This is a genomic window from Pseudomonas lijiangensis, assembly GCF_018968705.1.
GTDB classification, from domain to species: domain Bacteria; phylum Pseudomonadota; class Gammaproteobacteria; order Pseudomonadales; family Pseudomonadaceae; genus Aquipseudomonas; species Aquipseudomonas lijiangensis.
This window is the reverse complement of the sequence record NZ_CP076668.1, coordinates 4,730,510-4,754,622: the sequence shown is the minus strand read 5'-3', so window position 1 is coordinate 4,754,622 and position 24,113 is coordinate 4,730,510. Positions and strand designations below refer to the sequence as shown.

The window sequence follows — 24,113 nt, the reverse complement described above, 5'->3', positions numbered from 1 at the left end:
GGCAGCGGGCTTTCTGATGGATGCTGGCATCAAGCCTTGATGCGCAAATGCTTGCGCACCCCTCTTTGACACATCCCCGTCAAAACCTCTGCCAGGCCTTATGAGCCAGGCGCTTCCGCCGTCTGCGCAAATTTTTGCGCAGGTGCGCAGAGGCCTGCGCACTTTTTTCATGGTTCTTGTACAAAAAATAACCACTTTTAAATAGGTAAATTCTTAACTTATTGATTTATATATTTAAATTAAAGAAGGCATGACTCTTGATGCAAGCCGCACCCAGGCACGAGCGATGTTGCTCGTCACCACCACGGGCGCGGCAGATGACTGAAAAATACGGCACCCTTCAACAACGGCGTGCAACCCGCTTCGAAAAGACCCTTTCCACCGCCACCAGCCTGTGCCCCTTCAAGGGGCCGGACGTGGCGATTGTTCCGGTGCGCTACGCCCTGGATCGCTCCCGTTACGATGTCGCCCCCGAACAGCTCAAGCCCTTGCCTGCGCAGGGCCGTTGGAACGCCTTGCCCAGGCTCAAGACCCGCAATTACACCTTGCGCCAGCTCTATGAGGGCTATGTCTATGTGTTCGACGAAACGGCTGGCACCTTTCATGAGTACATATTCTCGGGCGTCGATGCCTGCCTGACGCGTATCGTCTGGACTCCAGCCCATCAAGGGCAGGATGTTCGCCACGGGGAGGGCGACGGCAAACCCTATCTGCTGTATCCCCGCAAACACCGCCTGCACCTGGCTTTTTCCCCGGTGCAATGGACCTGGCGCCTCTGCGAGCACATGCGCTCCCATGCCGACAGCCGTGCCTTGTGGATGAAGCCGGTGGACCTGGCGCGTTTCTGCACCACCCTGAACGAACCCGGCGCTTTGCCCCTGCTGGATCTGGCCGCCGCCGTGGCCGATATCGACAAGGAATACGTGGTCGAAGACAACCGTTTTGCCGATTCGTCCATCCCCACCGCTGCGCCTGAACCTCAGGACCCAGTCGCAAAATCGATCGTGACCCCGCCCGGGGCTGACGTGTACTGGCTGGGCAGCGTTCCGGACAAATACAGCTCGCTGCTGATCGCCCTGGACGACCCGCTGGGCGTGCTCAACGACCTGGGCCTGCAACTGGCGGGGGATCAGGCGGCTTTTCAGACCTGGCAACAGGAGCACGAGCACAAACTGCAGATGGCCCAGACCGTGACGCTGCTCTGCGGTGCCAATAGTGACCCGCAACACTTACCCGAATCGGTGCGCGATGACCGCCTCAAGACGCAGCAGTACCTGAGCGAGCTGGAAACCTGTTTCGATCAGATGGACCTGGAGGACATGCAGACCCTGCATGGCAACTCGCTGGGTGGCTATTTGGGCACCGGCGACATGTTCAAGAGTGTGGACATGCGCAATACGTTGCGTGCCCGCTATGGCCGCTACCCGTCCCAGGAAGATCGTCAGGCCTGGAAGGATCGTGAAAAGTGGCGTCGCGAAGTCGACCTCGAAGGCGCACGCGCCTATCTGCAAGAACACCTGCCTCTCAGCGAAACCCTGCTGCAACAGGTGCGCGATACACAGTCCGACTTTCAGGCCTGGGCCGAACATCTGGGCAATGACCCGCGCCGGCTGTTTATCGATACCACCAACCCCAATACCCTGCTGTACCTGCAAACCGTCATGACCCACCTGCTGGTCGTGTACGCACAGGATCAGCAGGCCAGTGCCTGGCTGGCCGAGCAGGAAGCCAGCGGCAGCAGCCTGTTCGGGACGATGCGCTACGGATTTTCTCCTGCCCTCAAGGAAGCCCTGCACCAGGAAGCCAACGCGCTGCTCAACGGCCTTGGCGACCTCACCAACCTGGCCACCCGCGCCGGTGAACTCAATGCCGTGCTCAATCATCAGGGTTTCGCCGACGCGCCCTGGATGAAAAAGCTCAAGCAACCGGTACAGGACACCTTCAAGGCCCTGCGCGAACTGGCGGGCGGAGCAGGCAAGACGATTGCCGAAAACATGCTGCTGGCCTGGGTGCCGGTGGACAGCCGTCTGGCCCTGGGCAAGGGTCAGAATCTCGGAGCCTTGATCCGTAACTTCATGATCGGCCAGATACTGATCAATGCGCCGGAGCGGATCCGCCTCGACGACCAGATCGCCTCCCGGCTCAAACAGTGGAAGCGCGAGCAGCGTCTTCTGGTCAAACAGATCGACGACACCCGCCACAACTGGCTCTATCCCCTCGATCCCCGGGAGCGCCGACACCTGGCGCGCCAGCTGCAATCACAGCTGGACGCCCTGCGCCGGCATGAACTGAACATCCCGGTGCTGCTGGACTTCCAGAACAACCAGTACGCCCAGTTGCTGCAAGAGGAAATCCGCGCCTTCTTAAAATCCGGCCTGGACGTCGCCAAGGACTGGCACACCCGCGCCAAGGCCTGGAGCGAACGCCTGGGAGGCTTGGGTGCCGCGATCACCTGGGGCGTCATCCTCATCAACTTCATCAACACCGCCGTGCTCTACCAGGACCTGACCCGCGATGGCGACTTCAGCGCCAAGGACATCGCCAAGGTCGGTTACAGCCTGGGTTACAGCTTCAACCTGTTGATGGCGGTGTTTGTTGAAGCGCCTTGGGCGGTGATTCGGGAGGCGAAGCCGGTGCTTATCGACGGTAAGAGCGTAGGGATACTGGATCGTTCTTCTGCCTATTGGAAAGCCCAGGGGAATAAGGTCTGGGGGGATGCGATTCGCGGGTTCAGGGTCACGGTGGTGGCGATGGGCGCGTTTGCGGTGGTGGCGGCGGTGTTGGAGCTTTGGGACATCTGGGATGATCACAAGAGTGCCAAGACGTCAGAGGAAAAAATCGCGCTATCTGTAAAAGGGTTTGCTGTCGTTTTGATGGGAGTTGGCGGTTCTTTTCAATTGATTGCCGGGTTAGGTTTATCCAAGACGCTCGTTGCTATTGTAATGAGTTCGTGGTTCGCGGTAGCTCTTTTAGTCATCGGGGCACTTTATTTAATTGCCAGCCTTGCCTTGAACTACTTCAAGCAAGACAGTGTCGGCTGGTGGTTGCGAAAGTGCTGCTGGTCACACTCGTCGGAACATCGCCATGCGGAAACTCAAGAAGGAGAAGCTGAAGAAAAACGCGCTTTACTGGAAATCCAGTTGAGCCCGCAAGTTTTGGTTAAAAGCACGGTTGAGTACCGGCAGAAATATATAGTCGAATTCGGGTATGTAGATGTCCCTGTACAAAACGGGGCCTGGATACAAATACGACTTCCTGAGGCCTTACGCGGGCAATGGGTTCAGCTTAACGTGATCAGCAGTACTCGACCTTTCGGTTTACTGCCCACGGTGCAAAGCAATAGGCCCATTGCCGATAAATTTGAAGAGCTTGGCAGGTTTACCCCGCTCAAGGCGTTCGGCAGGATCGGCAATGAGCAAAAGCCCTATAAACCTTCGGATCTGTATTTTCCGAGTTTTCCTGCGGGCGAGGATGTTGTCTGGCAAACCTGGGTGCCGCTCGCGGAAGAGGCCTCCTATATCGAGCTGCAAATCTGGTACCCGAAGGCCGTCGGTGTTTCGGGTGAAAAGGCTCAAAGCTATCTTTACCAGATAGAGCTAAGCCAGGAGGGCAGCATCGTGGTCGATGGCTCAACCCTCACGCAACTTGAAGTCAATAAATACAGCCGTGCCCACGCGCTGACCCTTGCGCTTCCGGAATAAGAAATCGTATGACTCATATGACAACCTGCCGCACAGAGCAGAACCCAACTTCCTGCACCGATACATCTGTCATGATGTGGAGCATCAAAACAATCAACTGCCCGCCAAAGGAATTCATGAGATTCCAAGTCTCTTATATAATTGGGGCTCTTGCGCTTCTTGCTTATTTTGCATGGTTAATGTGGGATGCAATAAATGAAAGTGCAGGATATTTTATAAGCTTCGTTTGCGTATCCGTTACATCTTTAACCTACATGATCATGCTTGTAATAAGGCAAAAGACCATCTTCAACTACCACATAAAAACCCAGTCAGGCTCTGTCGAACACTACCTTCACTACCCGGACTTCGCAGGCCCGCTCTTCAAAGGCATCGCCATTTTCACCATCCTGTTCTTTCTCGGCGTCGCGCTTGTCACCGGTTCGCTGCTCTTCCTGGTCGGCCCAGCCGCCATTTCACTCGGTGCTGCACGAACTCTATTGACCTGGGAAAACAAGATTTACAACGAGGAAAGCCTGCCCTGGAACGAGTACAACTTTGTCACGGTGGATCGGAAACGCTCCATGATCATCACCCATCGCACGGATATCACGCTGGGATTTGAAGCGCGTTTCCCCAACAAGGAGCTGTTCGAGCAGTACCTGCAATTCCTGCATTCCGTCCTGCCGCCAACGGCCGAGTATATGGAGAAAGATTGGGAGTGGTGAAATGCGAGCTGCTTAAGAAACAGTATTGCAAGAAAATAACATTCTTGTTTTTGTCAGCGAAGAATCAAACCGTGTCTGTTCTTTTTTGGAGTGATAAACGCCATGAATCATATGGTCGCTTGCAGCGCAGAGCAGAGCGCATCATCTTGCACCGATACATCTGTCATGGTGTGGAGCGCCAAAACAATCGCTTGCCCCCCAAAGGAGTTTATAAAAGCTCATATTGCAGTAGTCGTATCAGGCCTTCTTCCTTTTCTTTATTGTCTGTGGCTAATGTGGGATAGTCTGCCTGAGGCTCTGAGCCTGCTTATTGGTGCAGGCTGTGCGTGCGCACTATTCGCAACTTATTTGATTGTGTTTGCAGTCAGACAGAAAACGGTATTTAACTACCACATTAAAAGCCAGTCAGGCTCTGTCGAATACTTCCTTCACTACCCGGACTTCGCTGGCCCGCTCTTCAAAGGCATCGCCATTTTCACCATCCTGCTCTTTCTCGGCGTCGCGCTCGTCACCGGCTCGCTGCTCTTCCTGATCGGACCTGCCGCCATGTCAATCGGGGCAGCGCGTACTTTGCTGAATTGGCAGAACCCGATTCACAACGAGGAAAGCCTGCCCTGGAACGAGTACAACTTTGTCACGGTGGATCGGAAACGCTCCATGATCATCACCCATCGCACGGACATCACGCTGGGATTTGAAGCGCGTTTCCCCAATAAAGAGTTATTCGAGCAGTACCTGCAATTCCTGCATTCCGTCCTTCCTCCCACGGCCGAGTACATGGAGAAAGACTGGGAGTGGTAAAAAAAAGCCCGGTGTCTGATGCACCGGGCTTTGGATCATTGCGGTTGGTCAGCCACGGCCTTTTCAGGCTCGTCCTGCCGGGCTGCTGTACGAATTTCCTTGCTCCACTGCAGGATGATCATCAGCAAGGTCGGCACGCCCAGCAGGGCGGTAATGAGGAAGAAGTTGTGGTAGCCGAATTTCTCTACCATGACCCCTGAGTAACCACCGATCAAGCGTGGCAGCAGCAGCATGATCGAGCTGAGCAGGGCGTATTGAGTGGCGGAGAACTTGAGGTTGGTCAGGCTCGACAGGTAAGCCACGAAGGCGGAGGTGGCCAGCCCGGAACTCAGGTTGTCCAGGGAAATGGTCAGCACCAGCATTTTCAGGTTCGGCCCCATGTCGGCCAGGAGCAGGAACAGGATATTGGTCGCCGCCGAGCTCAGGCCCCCGATGAACAGGATCGGCATGATGCCGAAGCGCACGATCAACAGACCGCCCACGCCCGCGCCCAGCAGGGTCATGATCAGGCCGAAGATCTTGCTGACGCTGGCAATCTGGTCTTTGGTGAAGCCCTGATCGATGTAGAACACGTTGGCCATGACGCCCATTACCGTGTCGGACATGCGATAGGTCGCGATCAGGCCCAGCAGGATAAAGGCTTGCCAGCGATAGCGCATGATGAAGTCGTTGACGGGGGTCAGCACGGGCGCTAGGCCGCGTCGTCCCATGGAGGACAGGCAGGCGATGGTGAGCAGGATATACAGGATGGAACGCAGGAAGGCCCGGTCTTCCATCAGCAGGTCCATCCAGCTGCTGCCCTCGAACAATACGCTGGCGAAGTCGGTGTTGTAGAGCTGGGTGAACATGGCCGGCACGGAAACCAGCAGCACGATCAGCACGAATACCGATGCCAGTTGATGCACAAAACCGTAGCGCGCTGCCGACAACTGGGTGCGCAGCGGCACGGGCGGTTCACGCATGATGAAGGTGGTCACCAGAGCGGGCAGCATCAGCAGGCCGAACAGCACGTAGGTCCCGGTCCAGGCCGAGTGCTTGTAAGAGAACCCTGTCGAGCCGAAACCTTCTGCGAAATACAGTGCGCCGGCAGTGGAGAGCAGCGCCGCGACCCGGTAACCGGACATGTAGCTGGCGGCCAGGGCTGCCTGCTGGGTGTCCTGAGCGATTTCCAGGCGATAGGCATCGATGGCGATATCCTGGGTCGCAGAAGCAAAGGCCACGACCACGGCAATGGCGATCAACCAGGAAAGATGCTGCTGCGGATCGCAAAAGCCCATGCCGATCAGGCCCAGCATCACCAGCGCCTGTGAAAGGACCAGCCAGGAACGTCTGCGGCCCAGTTTCCCGAGCAAGGGCAGGCGCCATTGGTCGAGTAATGGCGACCAGACCCATTTGAAGGCGTAGGCCAGACCGATGAGGCTGGCATAACCGATGGTTTCGCGGGCGACACCGGCTTCGCGCAACCAGACCGACAGCGTTGAGAAGACCAGCATGTACGGCATGCCCGCTGCGAAACCAAGCAACAGCAATACTAATGTCGAGGGGCTGGCATAGGCGGCGAGCGCGGCGCGCCAGGTTTTACGGGGCATGGGCTGGAAACTGCCTCAGGTTGCGAAAACAAAGGGCGCACTCTAACCGCTGTGCTACGTGGGACGCCAGCCATGGCGCTGCATATCGACCCGATTGTTACGGATGGTAAGGCCTTCTGCACGCAAGCGGGCACGCTGTTCGTCACCTGAGACGCTGCCCAGTGGCAGGCTGAGCCTGCCGCCAGCCCCTAATACCCGATGCCAGGGCAGTGAAGTGCCTTGTGGAAGCTGGCTCAACGTGCGCCCGACCCAACGTGCCGCTTTTCCCAGTCCGGCCAGTTCGGCCAATTGCCCATAACTGACGACCTTGCCTTCCGGTACCTGCTCAAGTGTGAGGTAGAGCGCTGTACGGCGGGCCTCTGCGGGAGAAAGCCCGGCAGGATCTTCATGTTCTGGCGCGGCAGGGATCACGTTTTTATTCCTGTTTAAAAGCTTGGGTACGGGAACTACGGAAATATCTTACTGTCATTGATACCTGACGTCGTCCTGCTGGCCTGCAGGATAATGCCCGATTCTCCGCTTAACAGAGCCTAGTAGTCGCTTATGTTGTCCAGAACCCTGTTGTGCCTCGCAATAACCTCGATTTCCACTCCACTGCTTGCCGATACTGTCTGGTTGAAGAACGGTGACCGGTTGAGCGGTACGATCAAAGTTTTCGATGGCGGCAAGCTGCTCATCGAAACGCCTTATGGCGGTTCCGTGCCTCTGGACTGGAAACAGGTCAAGACCCTCGAAAGCGATCAGCCCTTGCTGATCAAGCAGGATCAGTACACAGGCGAAGTCGCCAAGTCGCTGAAAGCTGGCGATGACGGCAAGGTCGTACTGGTCAACGGTGAAGCGCCGAAAACCGTGGAGCTGGCCAGTATCCAGCAAATCATCAAGCCCAAGCCGGTCATCACCGACCTGGTCTGGAAGGGTAATGTCGATGCCGCCCTGGATTTCCAGCGAGCCGAGAACGATACCAACGACTACAACGTGGCCTTCAAGACCTCGGCACGCCATGGTCAGTGGCGGCATAACGCCAAGGGCGACTACAACCGCGAGACGACTGACGAGGCGGTCAGCACCAACAACTGGAGCGCCGAATACTCCCTGGACCGCTTCCTGACCGAGAAGCTGTTCTGGGATGCGCGTATCACTTACAAGCGTGACAAGATCGAAGACCTCACCCGTCAGCGTACCGTCGGTACCGGTCCCGGTTATCAGTTCTGGGATGACGAACTGGGTGCATTCAAGGTGGGAGCGCTGCTTAACCGCACCGACTTCGAGTTCTCCAACGGTGACAAGGAGAACTTCTATGCGGTCGCCGGTACCTGGGATTACAACCGTTATCTGGTGGGCAAGAAGTTCGAGTTCTTCACCAACGGCGAAGTGGGCAAGCCTCTCAGTGGCGTGGCCGACTACTCGATGGATGTCGAAGCGGGGCTGCGTTACAAGGTCACCGACTGGGCATCCCTCAACCTCAAGGCCGAGAGAAACATCATCAGCGGTTCGGATAATGGCGACGTCGACAAGACTCGCTACACCGCTGGCTTCGGTGTGAGCTGGTAAAAACCGGCGCGTTCCCCCCACGGCAGCTCGATGCCGTGGGGGGGCTCAGCCTATATCCTCATTGCCCCATCAAGCTCCAGAATCCTGCCGCTGTAGTAATCGTTCTCCAGAATATAAGCCGCCGAATGCGCGATTTCGGCTGGCGTGCCCATGCGCTTGAGCGGGATGGCCGACGTCATTTTTTCCAGTGCTTCGGGTTTCATGCTGCCGGTCATTTCGGTTTCGATGAAGCCCGGTGCAATGCCTGCGACCCGGATTCCATAGCGTGCCAGTTCCTTGGCCCAGGTCACGGTTGCCGCAGCCACCCCGGCCTTGGCGGCCGAATAGTTGGTCTGGCCGATGTTGCCGGCGCGGGAGATCGAAGAAATATTGATGATCGCGCCCTGGCTCTTCTGCTCGACCATTTTTGCCGCCACTTCCCGAGTGCAGAGGAAGACGCCGGTTAGGTTGACGTCAATGACGGCTTGCCATTGCGCCAGGCTCAGCTTGGTAATTTCACCGTCCTTGACCTTGAGCAACAAGCCGTCGCGCAGGATTCCGGCATTATTGATCAGGCCATGAATCGGGCTGAAGTCTTCGGCTATCCTGGCAACCGTATCCGTCACCTGTTCTTCATTGGCGACGTTGGCCAGATAGGCGCGAGCTTCCACCCCCAGAGCCTTGCAGGCTGCGACGGTCTGGTCGAGCTTTTCCTGGTTCAGGTCCACCAGCGCCAGATTGACGCCCTTGACTGCCAGATACTCGGCCATTGCACGGCCCAGCCCCTGACCGCCACCCGTAATAATAATTAACTTGTTTTTCAATTCCATGTGCGTGCCCAATCTCTAAGCCAATGCCGTGGCATCAATCATCATGGATGCCATTCACAACACTTTATAAGCTGTTTCAGAGCGTTCGTCTTTATTCTGACGAAAACGTTATAAGGAGTCACAGGATGAGCGCGAAAGCCTCTAAAAATGCCCGGGAGTTGCTGCTCAACGAGTACCGCTCTGTGTTGTCCACTCATTCCAGCTCCATGCCTGGCTTTCCGTTCGGTTCGACAGTGACTTACTGTCTGGACGAGCAGGGCTGGCCGCTGATCTTGATCAGCCGCATTTCTCAGCACACCCAAAACCTGATCCAGGACCCGAAGTGTTCCCTGCTGGTGAGCGAGCGCGAAGCCGATTATGCGCAGGCGGCGGGGCGTCTAACGCTGCTGGCCGAGGCACGCAAGCTGACCGACCCCCAGGCCATCGAAGCGGCTGCCCGTCGTTATTACCGCTATTTCCCCAAGTCGCAGAGTTATCACACCGCCCATGATTTCGATTTCTGGGTGCTGGCTCCGGTGCGCTATCGCTACATCGGCGGCTTTGCTGCCGCCTACTGGTTCGATCACGTGGCTTTGGCCAATCCGTTCTTCGGGGACGTTGAAGCCCGCATGATCGAGCACATGAATGACGACCACGCCAATGCCATTGCCCATTACGTGACATTGTCCGGTCTGCCGCAGAATGAGCCTGCACACATGGTCGGTCTCGATGCCGAAGGCATGCACCTGCGCATCGGTCACGGCATCCACTGGCTGGCATTCCCAGAGCCTTGCAATACGCCGACACAAGTGCGCGAAGCCTTGGTTCATTTGGCTCGCGTGCAGAAATGGCCGTCGTCTGAAGAGCAAAACGCTTGAATTAACGATCTTCTGACATCACATACGGTCTACTTGGAAGGCCTTCTTCCTTAGAGGAACTGATTTGATGCGTGTTTTTTTGCTGCTCTTTCTGCTTTTCCCGGTGCTGGAGCTGTTTATTCTGGTGCGGGTCGGCATGTCCATCGGCTTCCTGTGGACCTTCCTGCTGGTGCTCGGTACTTCGGTGCTCGGGTTGTTCGTGATGCGCGTGGCAGGGTTTGCCACAGCGTTGCGTGCCCGTGAAAGCCTGGCCCGTGGCGAGCTTCCTGCCCAGCAGATGCTTGAAGGCCTGATGATCGCCGTAGGTGGCGGTCTGCTTCTGCTGCCAGGCTTCATCAGTGACATTCTGGGTGTGATCTGCCTGTTGCCGTTCACTCGCCGCATGCTGGCCGACAAATTGCGCCAGCGTGCCGAGAATCAGGCCATGCGTCAGCGAGCATTCGCCGAGGACATGCATCAGGCCAGCCAGGGTCCGGCAAACAGCCGTCCCGGCGCGATTCATCAGACGGCTCGTGAGCCCGATATCATCGAAGGCGAATTCGAGCATCGCGACAAGTAACCGTCGCAAGCTGTCTGCACGGCACCTTCGGGTGCCGTGTTCGTTTTCAAGTGTCTGTTATACGAAAAAAAATCCTGGGCGAGACTTGTAATCACCTTGCTCGCCCTTATGTATGGGTCACCGCAAGGTTTCTGGCCTTTGCCAGACCGTATTCTGCGGTTCGCTCGTCGAACCGTGACCGGCAAGACCGGATTTTTTAAACCACGCCGGTGTGTTCACCGAGCGCTCTAAAACCATAATCAGGAGATCGACAATGAAGCTTCGTCCTCTGCATGACCGCGTCGTAATCCGTCGCAGCGAAGAAGAAACGAAAACTGCCGGCGGTATCGTGCTGCCAGGTTCGGCTGCTGAAAAGCCTAACCGTGGCGAGATCGTCGCTGTAGGTACCGGCCGCGTGCTGGACAACGGTGAAGTACGTGCGCTGGCCGTGAAAGTGGGTGACAAAGTAGTTTTTGGCCCTTACTCCGGTAGCAACACTGTGAAAGTAGACGGCGAAGACCTGCTGGTGATGAGCGAGAACGAAATCCTCGCTGTCATCGAAGGCTGAGAACCCCGCTGATTTCCGTCACGACAAAGTATTGAAGGAATAAAGATCATGGCTGCTAAAGAAGTTAAATTCGGCGACGCCGGTCGCAAAAAAATGCTCGCTGGTGTGAACGTCCTGGCTGATGCAGTAAAAGCGACCCTGGGTCCAAAAGGCCGTAACGTCATCATCGAGAAGAGCTTCGGTGCTCCTCTGATCACCAAAGACGGTGTTTCGGTTGCCAAGGAAATCGAACTCAAGGACCGTTTCGAGAACATGGGCGCGCAACTCGTCAAAGACGTTGCTTCCCGTGCCAACGACGACGCTGGTGACGGTACTACCACCGCTACCGTTCTGGCTCAGGCTATCGTCAACGAAGGCCTGAAAGCCGTCGCTGCCGGCATGAATCCGATGGACCTCAAGCGCGGTATCGACAAGGCGACCATCGCCATCGTTGCCGAGCTGAAGAAGCTGTCCAAGCCTTGCACCGACACCAAGGCTATCGCTCAGGTGGGTACCATCTCCGCCAACTCCGATAACTCCATCGGCGACATCATTGCCGAAGCCATGGAAAAAGTGACCAAAGACGGCGTTATCACCGTTGAAGAAGGTTCGGGTCTGGAAAACGAACTGTCTGTCGTAGAAGGCATGCAATTCGACCGTGGTTACCTGTCCCCGTACTTCATCAACAAGCCGGACACCATGGTTGCCGAGCTGGACAGCCCGCTGATCCTGCTGGTCGACAAGAAGATCTCCAACATTCGCGAAATGCTGCCGGTTCTGGAAGCAGTCGCAAAAGCTGGCCGTCCTCTGCTGATCGTTGCCGAAGACGTTGAAGGCGAAGCCCTGGCGACTCTGGTTGTGAACAACATGCGCGGTATCGTGAAAGTTGCAGCCGTCAAGGCTCCAGGTTTCGGTGACCGTCGCAAGGCAATGCTGCAGGACATCGCTGTCCTGACCGGCGGTACCGTTATCTCCGAAGAGATCGGCCTGAGCCTGGAAAGCACTACCCTGGAGCACCTGGGTAATGCCAAGCGCGTTGTGCTGAACAAAGAAAACACCACCATCATCGACGGCTCCGGCGTCAAGACCGAAATCGACTCGCGCATCGCTCAGATTCGCCAGCAGATCGGTGACACCAGCTCCGACTACGACAAGGAAAAACTGCAAGAGCGTCTGGCCAAGCTGTCTGGCGGCGTTGCAGTGATCAAGGTCGGCGCCGGTTCCGAAGTCGAAATGAAAGAGAAGAAAGCCCGCGTTGAAGACGCCCTGCACGCTACCCGTGCAGCCGTTGAAGAAGGCGTGGTACCTGGCGGTGGCGTTGCTCTGGTTCGCTCCCTGCAGGCCATCTCCGAGCTGAAAGGCGACAACGCCGATCAGAACGTCGGTATCGCTCTGCTGCGTCGCGCTGTAGAAGCTCCACTGCGTCAGATCGTTGCCAACTCCGGTGACGAGCCAAGCGTTGTTGTCGACAAGGTCAAGCAGGGTTCGGGTAACTTCGGTTACAACGCTGCTACCGGCGAATACGGCGACATGATCGACCTGGGTATCCTGGACCCGGCCAAAGTGACTCGTTCTGCTCTGCAGGCAGCATCCTCCATCGCCAGCTTGATGATCACCACCGAAGCGATGATCGCTGACGTGCCTGAAGACAAGCCATCGGCTGGCGGCGGCATGCCAGACATGGGCGGTATGGGTGGCATGGGCGGCATGATGTAAGCCAGCCTTACCCTGAGCGACACCACGAAGAACCCTGCCTTGTGCAGGGTTCTTTGTTTTCGGGTTTCTGTCATGCGACTCGATACCGCTAAAAAGCCAGCATGGATAGCGAACGCTTTTACCTGCCTGATAGTCTGAGCACCATTCATTCGGATTTCAGGATTGCCATGTCCACTGCTCGGATCGGTTTTGCATGCCAGTATCGCCACCCTCAACGCAACCTGTCGGCTGGTGAGCTGAAAACCATTGAATCGGCCTTGAACCCGCGCACGACCACGTTGCGCTGGATGGAGAGCGTTTCCACCGAAGTGGCTCACGCCAAGCTGATAGAAATCATCGACCACAACCTCGAAGCCCAGTTGCGCTTGCTGGCTTATGTGGCGACCTTGCCTGACGCCCTGAAAATGTTGCGCCTGAGCAGTGACCTGTTGCCGTTCTACAGTCACCCGAAAGTCTGCGCGTTCTACCGCCAGCCGGACATTCAGTCGACTCTCATCAAAGGCTTTGCTGCCATTGGCGCTGCGGCGCGTGCTGCCGGAATCCGCTTGTCCATGCACCCGGGCCAATATTGTGTGCTGGGGTCCGACAAGCCTGAGGTGGTCGAGAACAGCCTGGCCGAATTCGAGTATCACGCCGACATGATCCGCATGATGGGTTACGGGCGGCAGTTCCAGGATTTCAAATGCAACATCCACATTGCCGGTCGACTGGGTGCCGAGGGGATTCGCTCGATCTGGTCGCGCCTGTCGAAAGAAGCGCAGAACTGCATCACGTTCGAGAACGACGAAAAGACTTACGGCGTGGACGACTGCATCGGGTTAGCCGATCTGGCGCCCGTGGTTCTGGATGTGCATCACTGCTGGATCCATGAGGATGACTACATATCTGCCCAGTCGCCTCGCGTCGAGCGCATCATCGAAAGCTGGCGTGGCGTGCGCCCGACCATGCATTACTCTCAACCTCAGGAGCGTCTGCAGGAGCTGGGATTCAGCGCCGAGCAGAAACTGGAAATGGACTCGCTGATGCAAGTCCTCTCCAAACGTGACCTCTATGGCCACAGCGGCATGATGTGGAACCGCTGGACCAACGAATACGTGACCCTTTTTCTTGACCGCTTCGACGTCATGTTCGAGTCCAAGCACAAGAATGTGGCCACGCTGGATTACTACAACCAGTACATGGCTTAAGGCTTCGCGAGCAGGCTTTGTTCTGCCTGGGTGCTTTTATCCGGTCTGTACAGAATGAAGTAATACGCGCCCAGGCAGATCAGCCAGCAGAACACCGCCGTCCAGACGTTGTGGGAGAAGAAGTGCGCGCCTTGCAGCATGCGGCCGATGGAAAAGATCGATCCCAGGCTCAAAGCCAGGACCAGTCCGGCTTTCGCCATGCGAGGCTTGCGATCACGAAACATGAAAAACAGCGCGAACAGGGTGAATCCGGTAGCGGCATGACCGCCCGGCCAGCAGCGGCCTGGCTTGTCCGTTTCAGGGCGTGAAGCAAGCAGTTCGCTGTAGGTTTCCTTGCCGCCAAATTCAGTGAGGCTCCAGGGGCATTGCACTGAAGTGATGACTTTTACCGGTGTCACGAAGCCGGTCGAAAGCGCCATGGAAAGCACCAGACAACCCAGCTCGCGGCGCCATGGCATCAAGCGTCCGACCTTGAACGAGGCCGCGAAAAGAAGCATCGAGGCGACCGCCAGGCCAATGACGACCTGCTTGGCGCGGTCGTGCAGAATGTCTTCGAGAAAATAGCTGTGCCTGCCGATGAAGTCGCCCGCCTGCGGGTCATAAACCAGACGAGCGAGGCTCATGTCCAGGGAGGTCAGTTCCAGCAGCATGAGAATCAGGGCAGTTGCAAAGGGAATACCCAGATAGATCCAGAGATTGAGCGGGCGAGAGTGTGGCAGGGTTGCGGGTGTCGACATGGCGAATCCAGTTCAATTGCAAAGGCCCCGACGGCTGTAACGGGGGACGCGGCAGTTTCTGCCACATAAAGTGAAAAAAACGTAAAGCCATGTGGTACTGGCCCTGAGACTGACTTCGCCTTAAGCTGCGCCAGCCCAAATTGCATATGAGAGTGCCTACCATGCGAATTCTTCTGGTCGAAGATAACCGCGACATCCTGGCGAACCTTGCCGATTATCTGGGTATGAAAGGCTATACCGTCGACTGCGCGCAGGATGGCCTCTCTGGATTGCATCTGGCCGCGACCGAACACTATGACCTGATCGTGCTCGACATCATGCTGCCCGGCATCGATGGCTATACCTTGTGCAAACGCCTGCGCGAAGATGCGCGGCGTGACACCCCTGTGATCATGCTCACTGCGCGGGATCAACTGGATGACCGCTTGCAGGGCTTCCGCTCCGGTGCCGACGACTACCTGCTCAAACCTTTCGCGCTTTCCGAGCTGGCGGCGCGTATCGAGGCGGTGCTGCGTCGTGCCCAGGGAGGAGGGCGGCGCACTTTGCAGGTCGCGGATCTGGTCTATGACCTCGATACGCTGGAAGTCACACGTGATGGCCGCATGCTCAAGCTCAACCCGGTAGGCCTGAAGCTTCTGGCGGTCCTGATGCAGAAGAGTCCTCATGTGCTGCGTCGCGAGGTACTTGAAGAAGCCCTGTGGGGCGACGACTGCCCGGACAGCGACAGCTTGCGCAGCCATGTGCATCAGTTGCGCCAGGTGATCGACAAACCTTTCCCCAAACCGCTGCTGCAAACCGTACATGGTGTCGGCTATCGTCTGGCCGAGGGCAAGGATGGAGTTTAAACAGAGCCTTGCCCAGCGGATCATCATCGCATTTGCCCTGATGAGTGCGCTGGTCGCCGGATCCTTCGCCGTGGGGATCATTTCCACGGTTCACCTGGTTGAGGAAAAACTGATTTCCGCGGGGCTTGGAGGGGATCTCAATCGCCTGATGCTGATGGACAGCGTCAGCGACTGGAGCCATCGCCCCAAGCCGGACCAACTGTTCTACTTCAGCAACGGTCCCGGGGATTTCGACCTGCCCAAGGACCTGCGCCATCTGGAGCCGGGTTTTCATGAGGTGTTTCGTGGTCCCTTGTCCTACCACGCCATGATCGAGGTGGTAGACGGCAGGCATTACGCCTTGCTGCAGGACCAGAGCGATTTCGAAGAGCGCGAGCGTATCCTGTTTGCTGTCGTGCTGGTGGGGTTCGTCCTGGCGCTGGCGCTGGCCGTATTTCTGGGCTGGGTGCTGGCCCGTCGCGTCATGGCCCCTGTGGTGCGTCTGGCCCGTCAGGTTCGCCATCGTGACCAGCTATTGGGACTGGCCCCGCCACTGGCTCCCGACTATGCCGCCGACGAAGTCGGTGAGCTGGCCGTGGCTTTCGATGCCACCCTCGGCCGCCTCAGGCAGGCGCTGATACGGGAGCGGATGTTTACCAGCGATGTGAGCCATGAACTGCGCACGCCTTTGATGGTGCTCGCCAGCTCCTGTGAATTGCTGCTGGAAAACCCGGCCCTCGACCAGCGGGCCAGAAGACAGGTGGAGCGTATTGCCAGGGCCTGTGAAGAAATGCGCGACTTGGTGCAGACCTTCCTGATGCTGGCTCGCACCCAGCGCGAGGACCCGGCCATGACGCCACGCGCCACTCTTGGTGCCGTTGCCGAGCAACTGGTCGCCTTGTGGCGTGGACCGATCGAAGGCAAAGGCCTGCAACTGATCTACAACCCGCCAGAAACCGACCAGACCACCGAAGTGCGTTACAACGCCACCTTTCTGCATGCGGTGATGGGTAACCTGCTGCGCAATGCGCTGCATTACACCGACCATGGCTTTATCGCCCTGACCTTGCTGGAAGACGGTTTCATCGTGGAAGACAGTGGTGTCGGTATTCCCGAAGAAAAACGCGAAGCCATGTTCGAGCCTTTTGTGCGAGGCAATGAACAGCGCGGCGAAGGTCTTGGACTGGGGCTGTCTCTGGTGCAGCGGATCTGTGCGAATCAGGGCTGGAGTGTGGGGCTTACGCCCATGGAGCCCCATGGCTGCCGGTTCAAGGTGAGCCTGGTGACCAAGTCCTGATGGATAAATGCTGGTTGTAATATCTTGAAATGTTCTCTGCTCCCAGAGAACATTTTTTTCACATCTGCATGACTTGATGATGACAGGCTACCCATTAGGCTGGCCTCGACAAGAATCATGAGATGCCTCCCCATGAACAAGCGCATCGAGCTCAAGTTCTCGCGCAAGTACAACAAGGATCATGCACGGGAGTATCTGGAAAAACATCAGCACGGACTGTCACGCAGGCTGTCTCACTATCGGGATGAGCAACTGGCCAGAAAGGCCCTGCATCTGGCGGGAGACCCCGGGCTTGTACTTGATCTGCCTTGTGGCGCTGGTCGTTTCTGGCCTTTGCTGGCCGAAAAGACCAACCGCTCGATCATCGGGGCCGACAATTCTGCCGACATGCTCAACACCGCTCTGGAGTCTCAGCCTGGGCATGTCGTGAAAAGGGTACAACCTTTGCAGACATCTGCCTTTGCAATCGATCTGCCCGAAAACGCCGTGGACAGCATCTTCTGCATGCGGCTGCTGCACCATGTTGGGCAGGCCGAGCATAGAATGTCTCTATTGCGGGAGTTTCAGCGTGTCACTCGTGACAGTGTGATTGTTTCCTTGTGGGTTGATGGCAATTTCAAAGCCTGGAAACGCAAGCGCCTTGAGCTGCATCGACAGCGCAAAAGTGGGGCTGAAAGTTACCAGAATCGTTTTGTGTTACCGGTTGAAACTGTCGAAGCCGAATTCGAGACGGCGGGTTTCCGGATTCAGGAACGCCTGGATTTCTTACCGTTTTACGCCATGTGGCGAGTCTATTTACTGCGTAAAAGGTAGTACGGGATGAATGTTCAGACTTTAGGGAAAACGATGCGAGTCTCCAAAAAAGAGAGCCGCTTCGGCCACTTCTGGAACATGCGCGGTGAATGGGTGGAAGAACCCAATGTTCGTCGTGGTGGTGAAAGCGGTGTTCAGCGGATTTATGGCGGCGAAGGCCCGATGCTTTACAGCAAACGCCAGACAGGCCATACCTATCGCAGTTTGATGTATCCGTTGGGTCGTCCGACAGTCCTGCGTGAGCGTGATGCAATCGAAGGCCTGCGGCAGGTCAACGTTGGCGTCCCTGAAATAGTGTTCTGCGGCGCCGAGCGTGATCAGAACAACGAGTGGCGTGCCTTGCTGGTCACGGCTGCGCTGGACGGTTTCGAGGACCTCGACCAGTGGTATGCCAATGGTGGTCGCGAGCGTTGCGGCGAGTTGCTGCATGAGCGACTGCTCAAGGAAATAGGCACGACCCTGGCGCGGATGCACAGGGCGCGCTGGCAACACAGTTGCCTCTACAGCAAGCATGTATTCGTGCGCGTGAGCGGCGAGGGCCCGCAGGCCGAAGTGGAAGTTGCGCTGCTGGACCTGGAAAAGGCCCGCCGTCGCTTCACCGCCCAGGGTGCTGCCCAGCATGATATGAAACAGTTTCGACGCCATTCGTCATTCGAGACAGCAGACTGGCAAAAGCTCGTCTATTTTTACCATTCGGTGTTTGGCAGCACTATCAAGGGTCTGGAGTGATGAAACTTGAAATGGCTAGAGGTTTGTTTGTCGTAGGTGCGCTGGCAACGGCAACTGTTGCCGTGGCAGCCTGGGAGCAGCCATCGACCAAGATTCTCAGTGTTCAGAACGGTGAAGGGCACTGCCCGTTGCCGCGTGCATTGAAAAGCGTGGCAGCCGTAAAGCCGGATCATGATTTATTGCTATTGATGTACAGCCTGGCCCAGGGGGCCGGTCCAAAAGGTTGAAATAGACTTCAACTCCCCAGAGCCCCTTTAAGGGGCTTTCCGCTTTTCAGCCTTTAATTTGCAGGCACTGAGCGCGCAGCACCAACCGGTTTGTCCTTGGCAGCCAGCACCGTATACACGCAGGGCAGCACGAACAGGGTAAACAGGGTTCCCACCGACATGCCTGTGGCAATCACGATTCCTATATCGAAGCGGCTTACCGCTCCTGCGCCTGTCGCGAGAATCAAGGGCACCATGCCGAATACCATGGCTGCCGTGGTCATCAGCACCGGGCGCAGACGAATCGCTGCCGCTTCCTCCACCGCTTCCCGTGCCGACAGTCCTTTATCGTGGCGTAGCTGATTGGCGAATTCGACGATCAGGATGCCGTGCTTGCTGATCAGGCCGATCAGCGTCACCAGCCCGACCTGAGTGTAGATATTCATGCTCGACAGCCCGAGAAACAGCGGGATCAGCGCCCCGCAGATCGACAGCGGCACCGTGACCAGAATCACCAGCGGGTCTCGAAAGCTCTCGAACTGGGCTGCCAGCACCAGGAAGATGATCGCCAGCGCCAGGGCAAAGGTTACCCACAGGGCGCTGCCTTCCTGGACGTACTGGCGTGAAGCGCCCGCATAGTCATACGCGAAGCCTGCCGGTGCTTCTTCGCTGGCGATCTGGCGAACCGTCTCGATGGCCTCGCCCATGCTGACAATGGGAAAGCCCTGGATGATTGCCGAGTTGAGTTGCTGGAACTGGTTGAGCTGACGAGGTCTTGCCCTGTCGCTGACCGTGATCAGCGTGGAGAGCGCCAGCAGCTTGCCTTCGCTGTTCTTCACGTAATAGTTGTTCAGCCAGCCCGGATTATCCCGATAAGCCCGCTCGACCTGGGCAATGACCTTGTAACTGCGGCCTTCGATCGTGAAACGGTTGATTTCCGCCTCCGCCAGCAGGGTCGCCAGCGTGCCGCCCAGATCCTGCATGGACACGCCCATCTGGGCAGCCTTGGCCCGGTCGATATCGACGACAACCTCAGGCTTGTCGAACGCCAGATCGATATCCATGAACGCGAACTTTCCGGATTCCACGGCGCGTTTCTTCACCCGCTCGGCGACTTCCAGCAGGGCGGCATAATCGTTTGGCGTATTGATGACGAACTGGAACGGCAGGCCTTCACCGGTGCCGGGTAACGAGGGAAGATTGAACCCGAAAATCTGCAGGCCGGGAATCTGCGCCAGCCGGGCCTGTACTTCCGGCAGGATTTCCATCTGGGTACGGCTGCGTTCGTCCCATGGCTTGAGCAGGAAACCACCCACGCCAGTCTGCACACCATTGAAACCGTTGATCTGGAACGACGAGTAATACTCGGGAAACTCCCGGAATATCTCCACGAACTCATCGGTGTAGGCGTTGATGTAATCCAGGTTGGTGGGCTGAGGCGAGGTCGCCATCATGAAAATGATGCCCTGATCTTCGTCCGGTGCCAGATTCGACTGGGTGAACTTGAGCAGCATCGGAATCAGGCACAGCACAAGCAAGGCGAATACCAGCACCACCGGGCGAGTGTCGAGGGTGCCGTGCAACAGACGCCGGTAGCGCACTTTCAGACGCTCGAAAAGCTGGTCGAGCCTGTGGGCCAGACCGCTGGCATTTTCATCGTGGCGCAGCAGCAAGGCGCACATCATGGGCGACAGGGTCAGGGCCACAATGCCCGAAATCACGACCGCGCCAGCCAGGGTCAGGGCAAACTCCTTGAACAGCGCACCGGTCAGCCCTTCCAGAAAGCCGATAGGCGCATACACCGCCGCCAGAGTGATGGTCATCGACACCACCGGCATGGCAATTTCCCGGGCGCCTTCGATGGCTGCGTCGAACGGCGTCTTGCCTTCTTCGATATGCCGATGAATGTTCTCCACCACCACAATCGCATCATCCACCACCAGCCCGATGGCCAGCACCATTGCCAGCAAGGTCAGCAGGTTGATCGAGTAGCCCATCAGTTGCATGAAGAACAGCACGCCGATCATCGACAGCGGAATGGTGATGACCGGAATCAGTACCGAACGCAAGGCACCGAGGAACAGGAACACGATCACCACGACTATCAGGACCGCTTCGATCAGGGTTTTCACGACTTCGTGAATCGAAGCCTGAATGAACAGCGTCGCGTCATAGGCAATGGACACCTTCAGGCTGGGCGGCAACTGGCTTTCCAGCTCCGGCATGATGCGCCGCACTTCCTTGATTACATCCAGCGGGTTGGAGCTGGGTGTGCCTTTGATGCCGATATAGACCGAAGGTATGCCATCGAACGAACTGACGGCGTTGTAGCTCTCTGCGCCCATCTCCACCCGCGCCACATCTCTCAGCAGCACCCGACTGTCGCCATCGGTCTTGAGCGGGATCGCGGCAAAGGCTTCGGCGGACTTGAGATCGGTGGTGGCGTTGATACTGGTGACCACGTATTCGCCCTTGACCTCACCGGCTGCCGACAGGAAGTTATAGCGGCGCACTGCATCGGTGACATCGGCTGCGGTCAGGCCGAAACCGGCCAGTTTTACCGGGTCCAGCCACAGGCGCATGGCGAAGACCTGATTGCCGAGGATTTCCGCTTCGGCCATGCCGGGCAAGGTGGCCAGCTTGGGCTGGATGACCCGTGACAGGTAGTCGGTGATCTGCGGATTGCTCAGTTCCGAGCTGTAGAAGCTGATGTACATCAGCGCCGAAGCGTTGGCGGCTTCCTTGCTCAATACCGGGTCTTCGGCATCCTGGGGCAGCTTGTTCTTGACCTCGTTGGCCTTGGCCAGCAGCTCGGTGAACAGGCGATCGCTGTCGGCGCCGATACGGGCATAGATCGTGATCACCGAGAAGTTCTGGCGGCTGACCGAGGTCATGTAATCGATGCCTTCGGCACTGGCCAGACTCTGTTGCAGTGGCTGGGTGATATAGCCCTGAATGGTTTCGGCATTGGCGCCGGGATACGCCGTGGTCACGGTGATCATGGCGTTTTCCATCTGCGGATACTGGCGGATGGTCAGTTTGCTGAACGCCTGGAAGCCCAGCAGCACGATCAGCAGGCTGACCACGGTCGCCAGTACCGGGCGGCGAATGAACGGATCGGTAAATGCCATGAGTAATTCCTTGATCAGTCAGCCTGGGGCTGGCTGTTCGGATCGGCGGACAAGGTCTTGTCGGCGCTGATGGCCACATGGGTTCCGTTGTCGAGCTTGAGTTGACCGCCACTGACAACCTGATCGCCAGCCTTGAGCCCTTTGGCAATGACCACCATCCCCGCGCGGTGCTCGCCGGTTACGACAAAGCGCCGTTCGACGGCCAGTTGTGGCTGGCCAGCCGCGTCGGGTTCCGGTTCGCCCTTTTCGTTTTTCTTGGGCACCACGACAAATACCGAATTGCCATAAAGGGTGTAGGTGATCGCACTTTCCGGCACCACGATCTGGTTTGGAGCACTCGGCAGCACGACCTGCAGATTGGCGAACATCCCCGGCAGCAGCCGGCCCTCCGGGTTGGGCAGGGTGGCGCGAATCAGCACGTTGCGGGTGGTGTCATCGACCCTGGGGTTGATGGCGCTGACCCTGGCTTCGAATTGCTGATCCGGGTAGGCCGCGACACTGAGCCGGACCGTCTGGTCGATGGCGATCTTCGGCACGGCCTGCTCCGGGACGTAGAAGTCCACATAGAGGCTGCTCAGATCCTGCAGGGTTGCGATCACTGTTCCGCTGGCCAGATAGTCGCCCACATCCACCTGACGAATGCCGATGGTGCCGCTGAACGGTGCGAGGATCTGTTTCTTGGCCAGTGACGCTTTGAGTTGGGCAACGGAGGCAGCGGCTTTTTTCTGTTGTGCGGCGAGCCTGTCGAAATCCCCTCGGGAGATGGCCTGATCACCCACCAGCCTGCTGCCACGACCGTATTCCACCTGAGCCAGCCCCAGATCCGCCTCGGCGGTGCCCAGCAGGCCTTTTTCGACATCGCTGTCCAGTTGCAGCAAGGGCTGACCTAGGCGCACCTTTTGCCCTGACTCGAACTGCACGGCCTTCACCGTGCCGGCGATTTCCAGACTCAGGTCGACGCCCTGCAGGGCCTTGAGGGTGCCAATGGCGGGAAGAAGGTTTTGCCACGGTTGTTCGCTGGCAGTGGCCACGGCCACGCTGACCGGTGGTTTGGGGGCGCTGAATTGCTGAATCTGTTGATAGATTGAAAATGCTTTGTAGCCCGCGAGCAAAAGCACTACAAGCAAAACAAAGCCCAGCATGATCAGCATGCGCCGACGCACCATACTGCACTTCCTTTGGAGATATTTAACCTGAGAAGCAGGCTAGCTCCAGTGCTGGATATTGCAAACCGGCAGCGTGTAGGACATTTCTCTATTTATCGCGGAAAGCAGTTACACCAGATGCAAATGGTTATCCCAGAGTCCGGCCGGAAGATCCAGAGGCTTGGCCACCAGTTCGGGCTTGCGGCAATCGTAGAGGCGGCAGCGGCCCTGACCCGAGGTCACCACAAAGCCATCGGCAACCGCACCTACACCTGCGCAGTCAGGCAGTGGTGCGTCGAGTTTCAAGGCACCGCTGTCCAGATCCCAGATAAAGAACCGGTTGCCACGCGGGGCGGTCAGGGCAACCAGTCGCAGGTCGCTGTGCACCGCGACGCTGGCGGTGTAGTGACCCATCGCCCGCAGTTGTTCTTCCGCCACCGGAAAGGCCTGGAAGGGCTGGCCTGGACGCTTGATTGCCAATAGCTCGGCAGACTCATGGGCATCCCCCATGAATTGCTGCCCGGCGACGATGGTGCCGTCGCTGGCAATGCCCATGTGGCGCACGCTGTTCATCTGCTGGGAAAGGGTTTCCTTGCTCAGCAGTGTACCGTCGCGCCGCATCAGCACCAGACTGGGCTCCATGGCATGCAGGTTCATCTCGACCCGGCTTTCGGCCTCGGTGCGAATGCCGCCATTGGCGACTGCCAGGGTTTCGCCGTCCGGCATCCAGGACACCTGATGCGGGCCGATGCCGTGAGTGGGGATTTCCGCCGAATGCACCAGCCGCTCATCGACAAAGCGATAAACACCCAGCAGGCCACGTCCCGGATCGGTGGTGTCGTTTTCCGTGGCGTACAGCCATTCGCCATCGGCATGAATCACGGCATGGCCGTAGAAGTGCCGGTTCGGTTGCGAGGTGATGGTTTGCAGCAGGCGACCGTCGCGCAGGTCGATCAGGTAGCTTTCGGTGCCAGGCCTGCGGGCGATGAATACCGCCAGCGGTAAGGACGGGTGATTGATGATGTCATGGCAGCGCTGCGCAACCCGGGTCGCGAACACCTGCGTGCCGTCGAGCCGGTAACCCACGGCGTAGTGCCTTGCGTCGCTGTCGTCGCGAGCGGAAAGCAGCAGGGGGCTTGTGCCTTTTTGCCGAAACAGCGTCCAGCCGCCCAGCGTACAAGCGCTGAGCAACAGGCTGCCAAGGGCCAGGGCCTGGCGTCGCAACATC

The 24,113-nt window shown here is 57.6% G+C and carries 21 protein-coding genes; 14 read left to right on the top strand and 7 right to left on the bottom strand.

The window, feature by feature from the left end; genetic code table 11:
- Window positions 1–317: 317 nt before the first annotated feature.
- The 3 genes from KQP88_RS19830 to KQP88_RS19820 all read left to right on the top strand — a co-directional run bounded on the left by KQP88_RS19830 (window position 318) and on the right by KQP88_RS19820 (window position 5,209).
- Window positions 318–3,701 carry a T6SS effector BTH_I2691 family protein gene (locus KQP88_RS19830; protein WP_216703985.1) on the top strand — a complete coding sequence of 1,128 codons (3,384 nt, stop codon included), beginning with the start codon at window positions 318–320 and terminating at the stop codon, window positions 3,699–3,701.
- A gap of 8 nt (window positions 3,702–3,709) precedes the next feature.
- Window positions 3,710–4,408, top strand: a complete 699-nt coding sequence (locus tag KQP88_RS19825; protein ID WP_253950507.1) for a permease — start codon at window positions 3,710–3,712, stop codon at window positions 4,406–4,408.
- A gap of 102 nt (window positions 4,409–4,510) precedes the next feature.
- Window positions 4,511–5,209 carry a permease gene (locus KQP88_RS19820; RefSeq protein ID WP_253950506.1) on the top strand — a complete coding sequence of 233 codons (699 nt, stop codon included), beginning with the start codon at window positions 4,511–4,513 and terminating at the stop codon, window positions 5,207–5,209.
- 35 nt (window positions 5,210–5,244) lie between these two features.
- Here KQP88_RS19820 and KQP88_RS19815 read toward each other — a convergent pair whose 3' ends face one another.
- Together KQP88_RS19815 and KQP88_RS19810 are read right to left on the bottom strand one after the other, a co-directional pair.
- On the bottom strand, window positions 5,245–6,798 hold the full coding sequence (locus tag KQP88_RS19815; protein ID WP_198728955.1) for an AmpG family muropeptide MFS transporter: 1,554 nt from the start codon (window positions 6,796–6,798) through the stop codon (window positions 5,245–5,247).
- Window positions 6,799–6,852: 54 nt separating this feature from the next.
- Entirely contained in the window at window positions 6,853–7,209 is a 357-nt protein-coding gene (locus KQP88_RS19810; RefSeq protein ID WP_198728954.1) for an MGMT family protein, read from the bottom strand.
- Window positions 7,210–7,341: 132 nt separating this feature from the next.
- On the opposite strand from KQP88_RS19810, the gene KQP88_RS19805 reads away from it, so the two are divergent.
- Complete coding sequence (locus KQP88_RS19805) at window positions 7,342–8,349, top strand: DUF481 domain-containing protein (protein ID WP_200995562.1); 1,008 nt, start codon at window positions 7,342–7,344, stop codon at window positions 8,347–8,349.
- 50 nt (window positions 8,350–8,399) lie between these two features.
- Here KQP88_RS19805 and KQP88_RS19800 read toward each other — a convergent pair whose 3' ends face one another.
- Entirely contained in the window at window positions 8,400–9,158 is a 759-nt protein-coding gene (locus KQP88_RS19800) for an SDR family oxidoreductase (RefSeq protein ID WP_216703984.1), read from the bottom strand.
- 125 nt (window positions 9,159–9,283) lie between these two features.
- Here KQP88_RS19800 and KQP88_RS19795 point away from each other — a divergent pair, with 125 nt between their 5' ends.
- From KQP88_RS19795 to uvsE, 5 genes are all read left to right on the top strand, one after another.
- The gene (locus tag KQP88_RS19795; RefSeq protein WP_200995566.1) at window positions 9,284–10,015 is read left to right on the top strand and encodes a HugZ family pyridoxamine 5'-phosphate oxidase; all 732 of its coding nucleotides are present in this window, start codon (window positions 9,284–9,286) and stop codon (window positions 10,013–10,015) included.
- 67 nt (window positions 10,016–10,082) lie between these two features.
- Window positions 10,083–10,574: an FxsA family protein gene (locus KQP88_RS19790; protein WP_200995568.1), complete on the top strand. Its 492-nt coding sequence runs from the start codon at window positions 10,083–10,085 to the stop codon at window positions 10,572–10,574.
- A 253-nt stretch (window positions 10,575–10,827) separates the two neighbouring features.
- Window positions 10,828–11,121: a co-chaperone GroES gene (locus tag KQP88_RS19785; protein ID WP_004881479.1), complete on the top strand. Its 294-nt coding sequence runs from the start codon at window positions 10,828–10,830 to the stop codon at window positions 11,119–11,121.
- Window positions 11,122–11,169: 48 nt separating this feature from the next.
- The gene (groL, locus tag KQP88_RS19780) at window positions 11,170–12,816 is read left to right on the top strand and encodes a chaperonin GroEL (RefSeq protein ID WP_200995570.1); all 1,647 of its coding nucleotides are present in this window, start codon (window positions 11,170–11,172) and stop codon (window positions 12,814–12,816) included.
- A 167-nt stretch (window positions 12,817–12,983) separates the two neighbouring features.
- Complete coding sequence (gene uvsE / locus KQP88_RS19775) at window positions 12,984–14,003, top strand: UV DNA damage repair endonuclease UvsE (RefSeq protein ID WP_216703983.1); 1,020 nt, start codon at window positions 12,984–12,986, stop codon at window positions 14,001–14,003.
- Here uvsE and KQP88_RS19770 read toward each other — a convergent pair.
- Window positions 14,000–14,740, bottom strand: a complete 741-nt coding sequence (locus tag KQP88_RS19770) for a phosphatase PAP2 family protein (RefSeq protein ID WP_216703982.1) — start codon at window positions 14,738–14,740, stop codon at window positions 14,000–14,002. The genes uvsE and KQP88_RS19770 overlap by 4 nt on opposite strands.
- A gap of 161 nt (window positions 14,741–14,901) precedes the next feature.
- Here KQP88_RS19770 and colR point away from each other — a divergent pair, with 161 nt between their 5' ends.
- The 5 genes from colR to KQP88_RS19745 all read left to right on the top strand — a co-directional run bounded on the left by colR (window position 14,902) and on the right by KQP88_RS19745 (window position 18,630).
- Entirely contained in the window at window positions 14,902–15,585 is a 684-nt protein-coding gene (colR, locus tag KQP88_RS19765) for a two-component system response regulator ColR (protein WP_025261685.1), read from the top strand.
- Window positions 15,575–16,861 (top strand): sensor histidine kinase, encoded by a 1,287-nt coding sequence (locus KQP88_RS19760; protein ID WP_117183994.1) that lies wholly within the window; start codon window positions 15,575–15,577, stop codon window positions 16,859–16,861. Before colR ends, KQP88_RS19760 begins: the two co-directional genes overlap by 11 nt.
- 132 nt (window positions 16,862–16,993) lie before the next feature.
- Window positions 16,994–17,674, top strand: coding sequence for a class I SAM-dependent methyltransferase (locus KQP88_RS19755; protein WP_216703981.1), 681 nt, complete (start codon window positions 16,994–16,996; stop codon window positions 17,672–17,674).
- A gap of 6 nt (window positions 17,675–17,680) precedes the next feature.
- The gene (locus KQP88_RS19750; RefSeq protein ID WP_216703980.1) at window positions 17,681–18,403 is read left to right on the top strand and encodes a lipopolysaccharide kinase InaA family protein; all 723 of its coding nucleotides are present in this window, start codon (window positions 17,681–17,683) and stop codon (window positions 18,401–18,403) included.
- Window positions 18,403–18,630 carry a hypothetical protein gene (locus tag KQP88_RS19745; protein ID WP_200986486.1) on the top strand — a complete coding sequence of 76 codons (228 nt, stop codon included), beginning with the start codon at window positions 18,403–18,405 and terminating at the stop codon, window positions 18,628–18,630. The genes KQP88_RS19750 and KQP88_RS19745 overlap by 1 nt, the downstream gene beginning before the upstream one ends.
- A gap of 53 nt (window positions 18,631–18,683) precedes the next feature.
- On the opposite strand, the gene KQP88_RS19740 is transcribed toward KQP88_RS19745, so the two are convergent.
- The 3 genes from KQP88_RS19740 to KQP88_RS19730 form a co-directional block, all read right to left on the bottom strand.
- Window positions 18,684–21,740 carry a multidrug efflux RND transporter permease subunit gene (locus KQP88_RS19740; RefSeq protein WP_216703979.1) on the bottom strand — a complete coding sequence of 1,019 codons (3,057 nt, stop codon included), beginning with the start codon at window positions 21,738–21,740 and terminating at the stop codon, window positions 18,684–18,686.
- Window positions 21,741–21,754: 14 nt separating this feature from the next.
- The gene (locus KQP88_RS19735; RefSeq protein ID WP_216703978.1) at window positions 21,755–22,906 is read right to left on the bottom strand and encodes an efflux RND transporter periplasmic adaptor subunit; all 1,152 of its coding nucleotides are present in this window, start codon (window positions 22,904–22,906) and stop codon (window positions 21,755–21,757) included.
- 108 nt (window positions 22,907–23,014) lie between these two features.
- Window positions 23,015–24,112 (bottom strand): DUF1513 domain-containing protein, encoded by a 1,098-nt coding sequence (locus KQP88_RS19730; protein WP_216706004.1) that lies wholly within the window; start codon window positions 24,110–24,112, stop codon window positions 23,015–23,017.
- Window position 24,113: the final 1 nt, after the last annotated feature.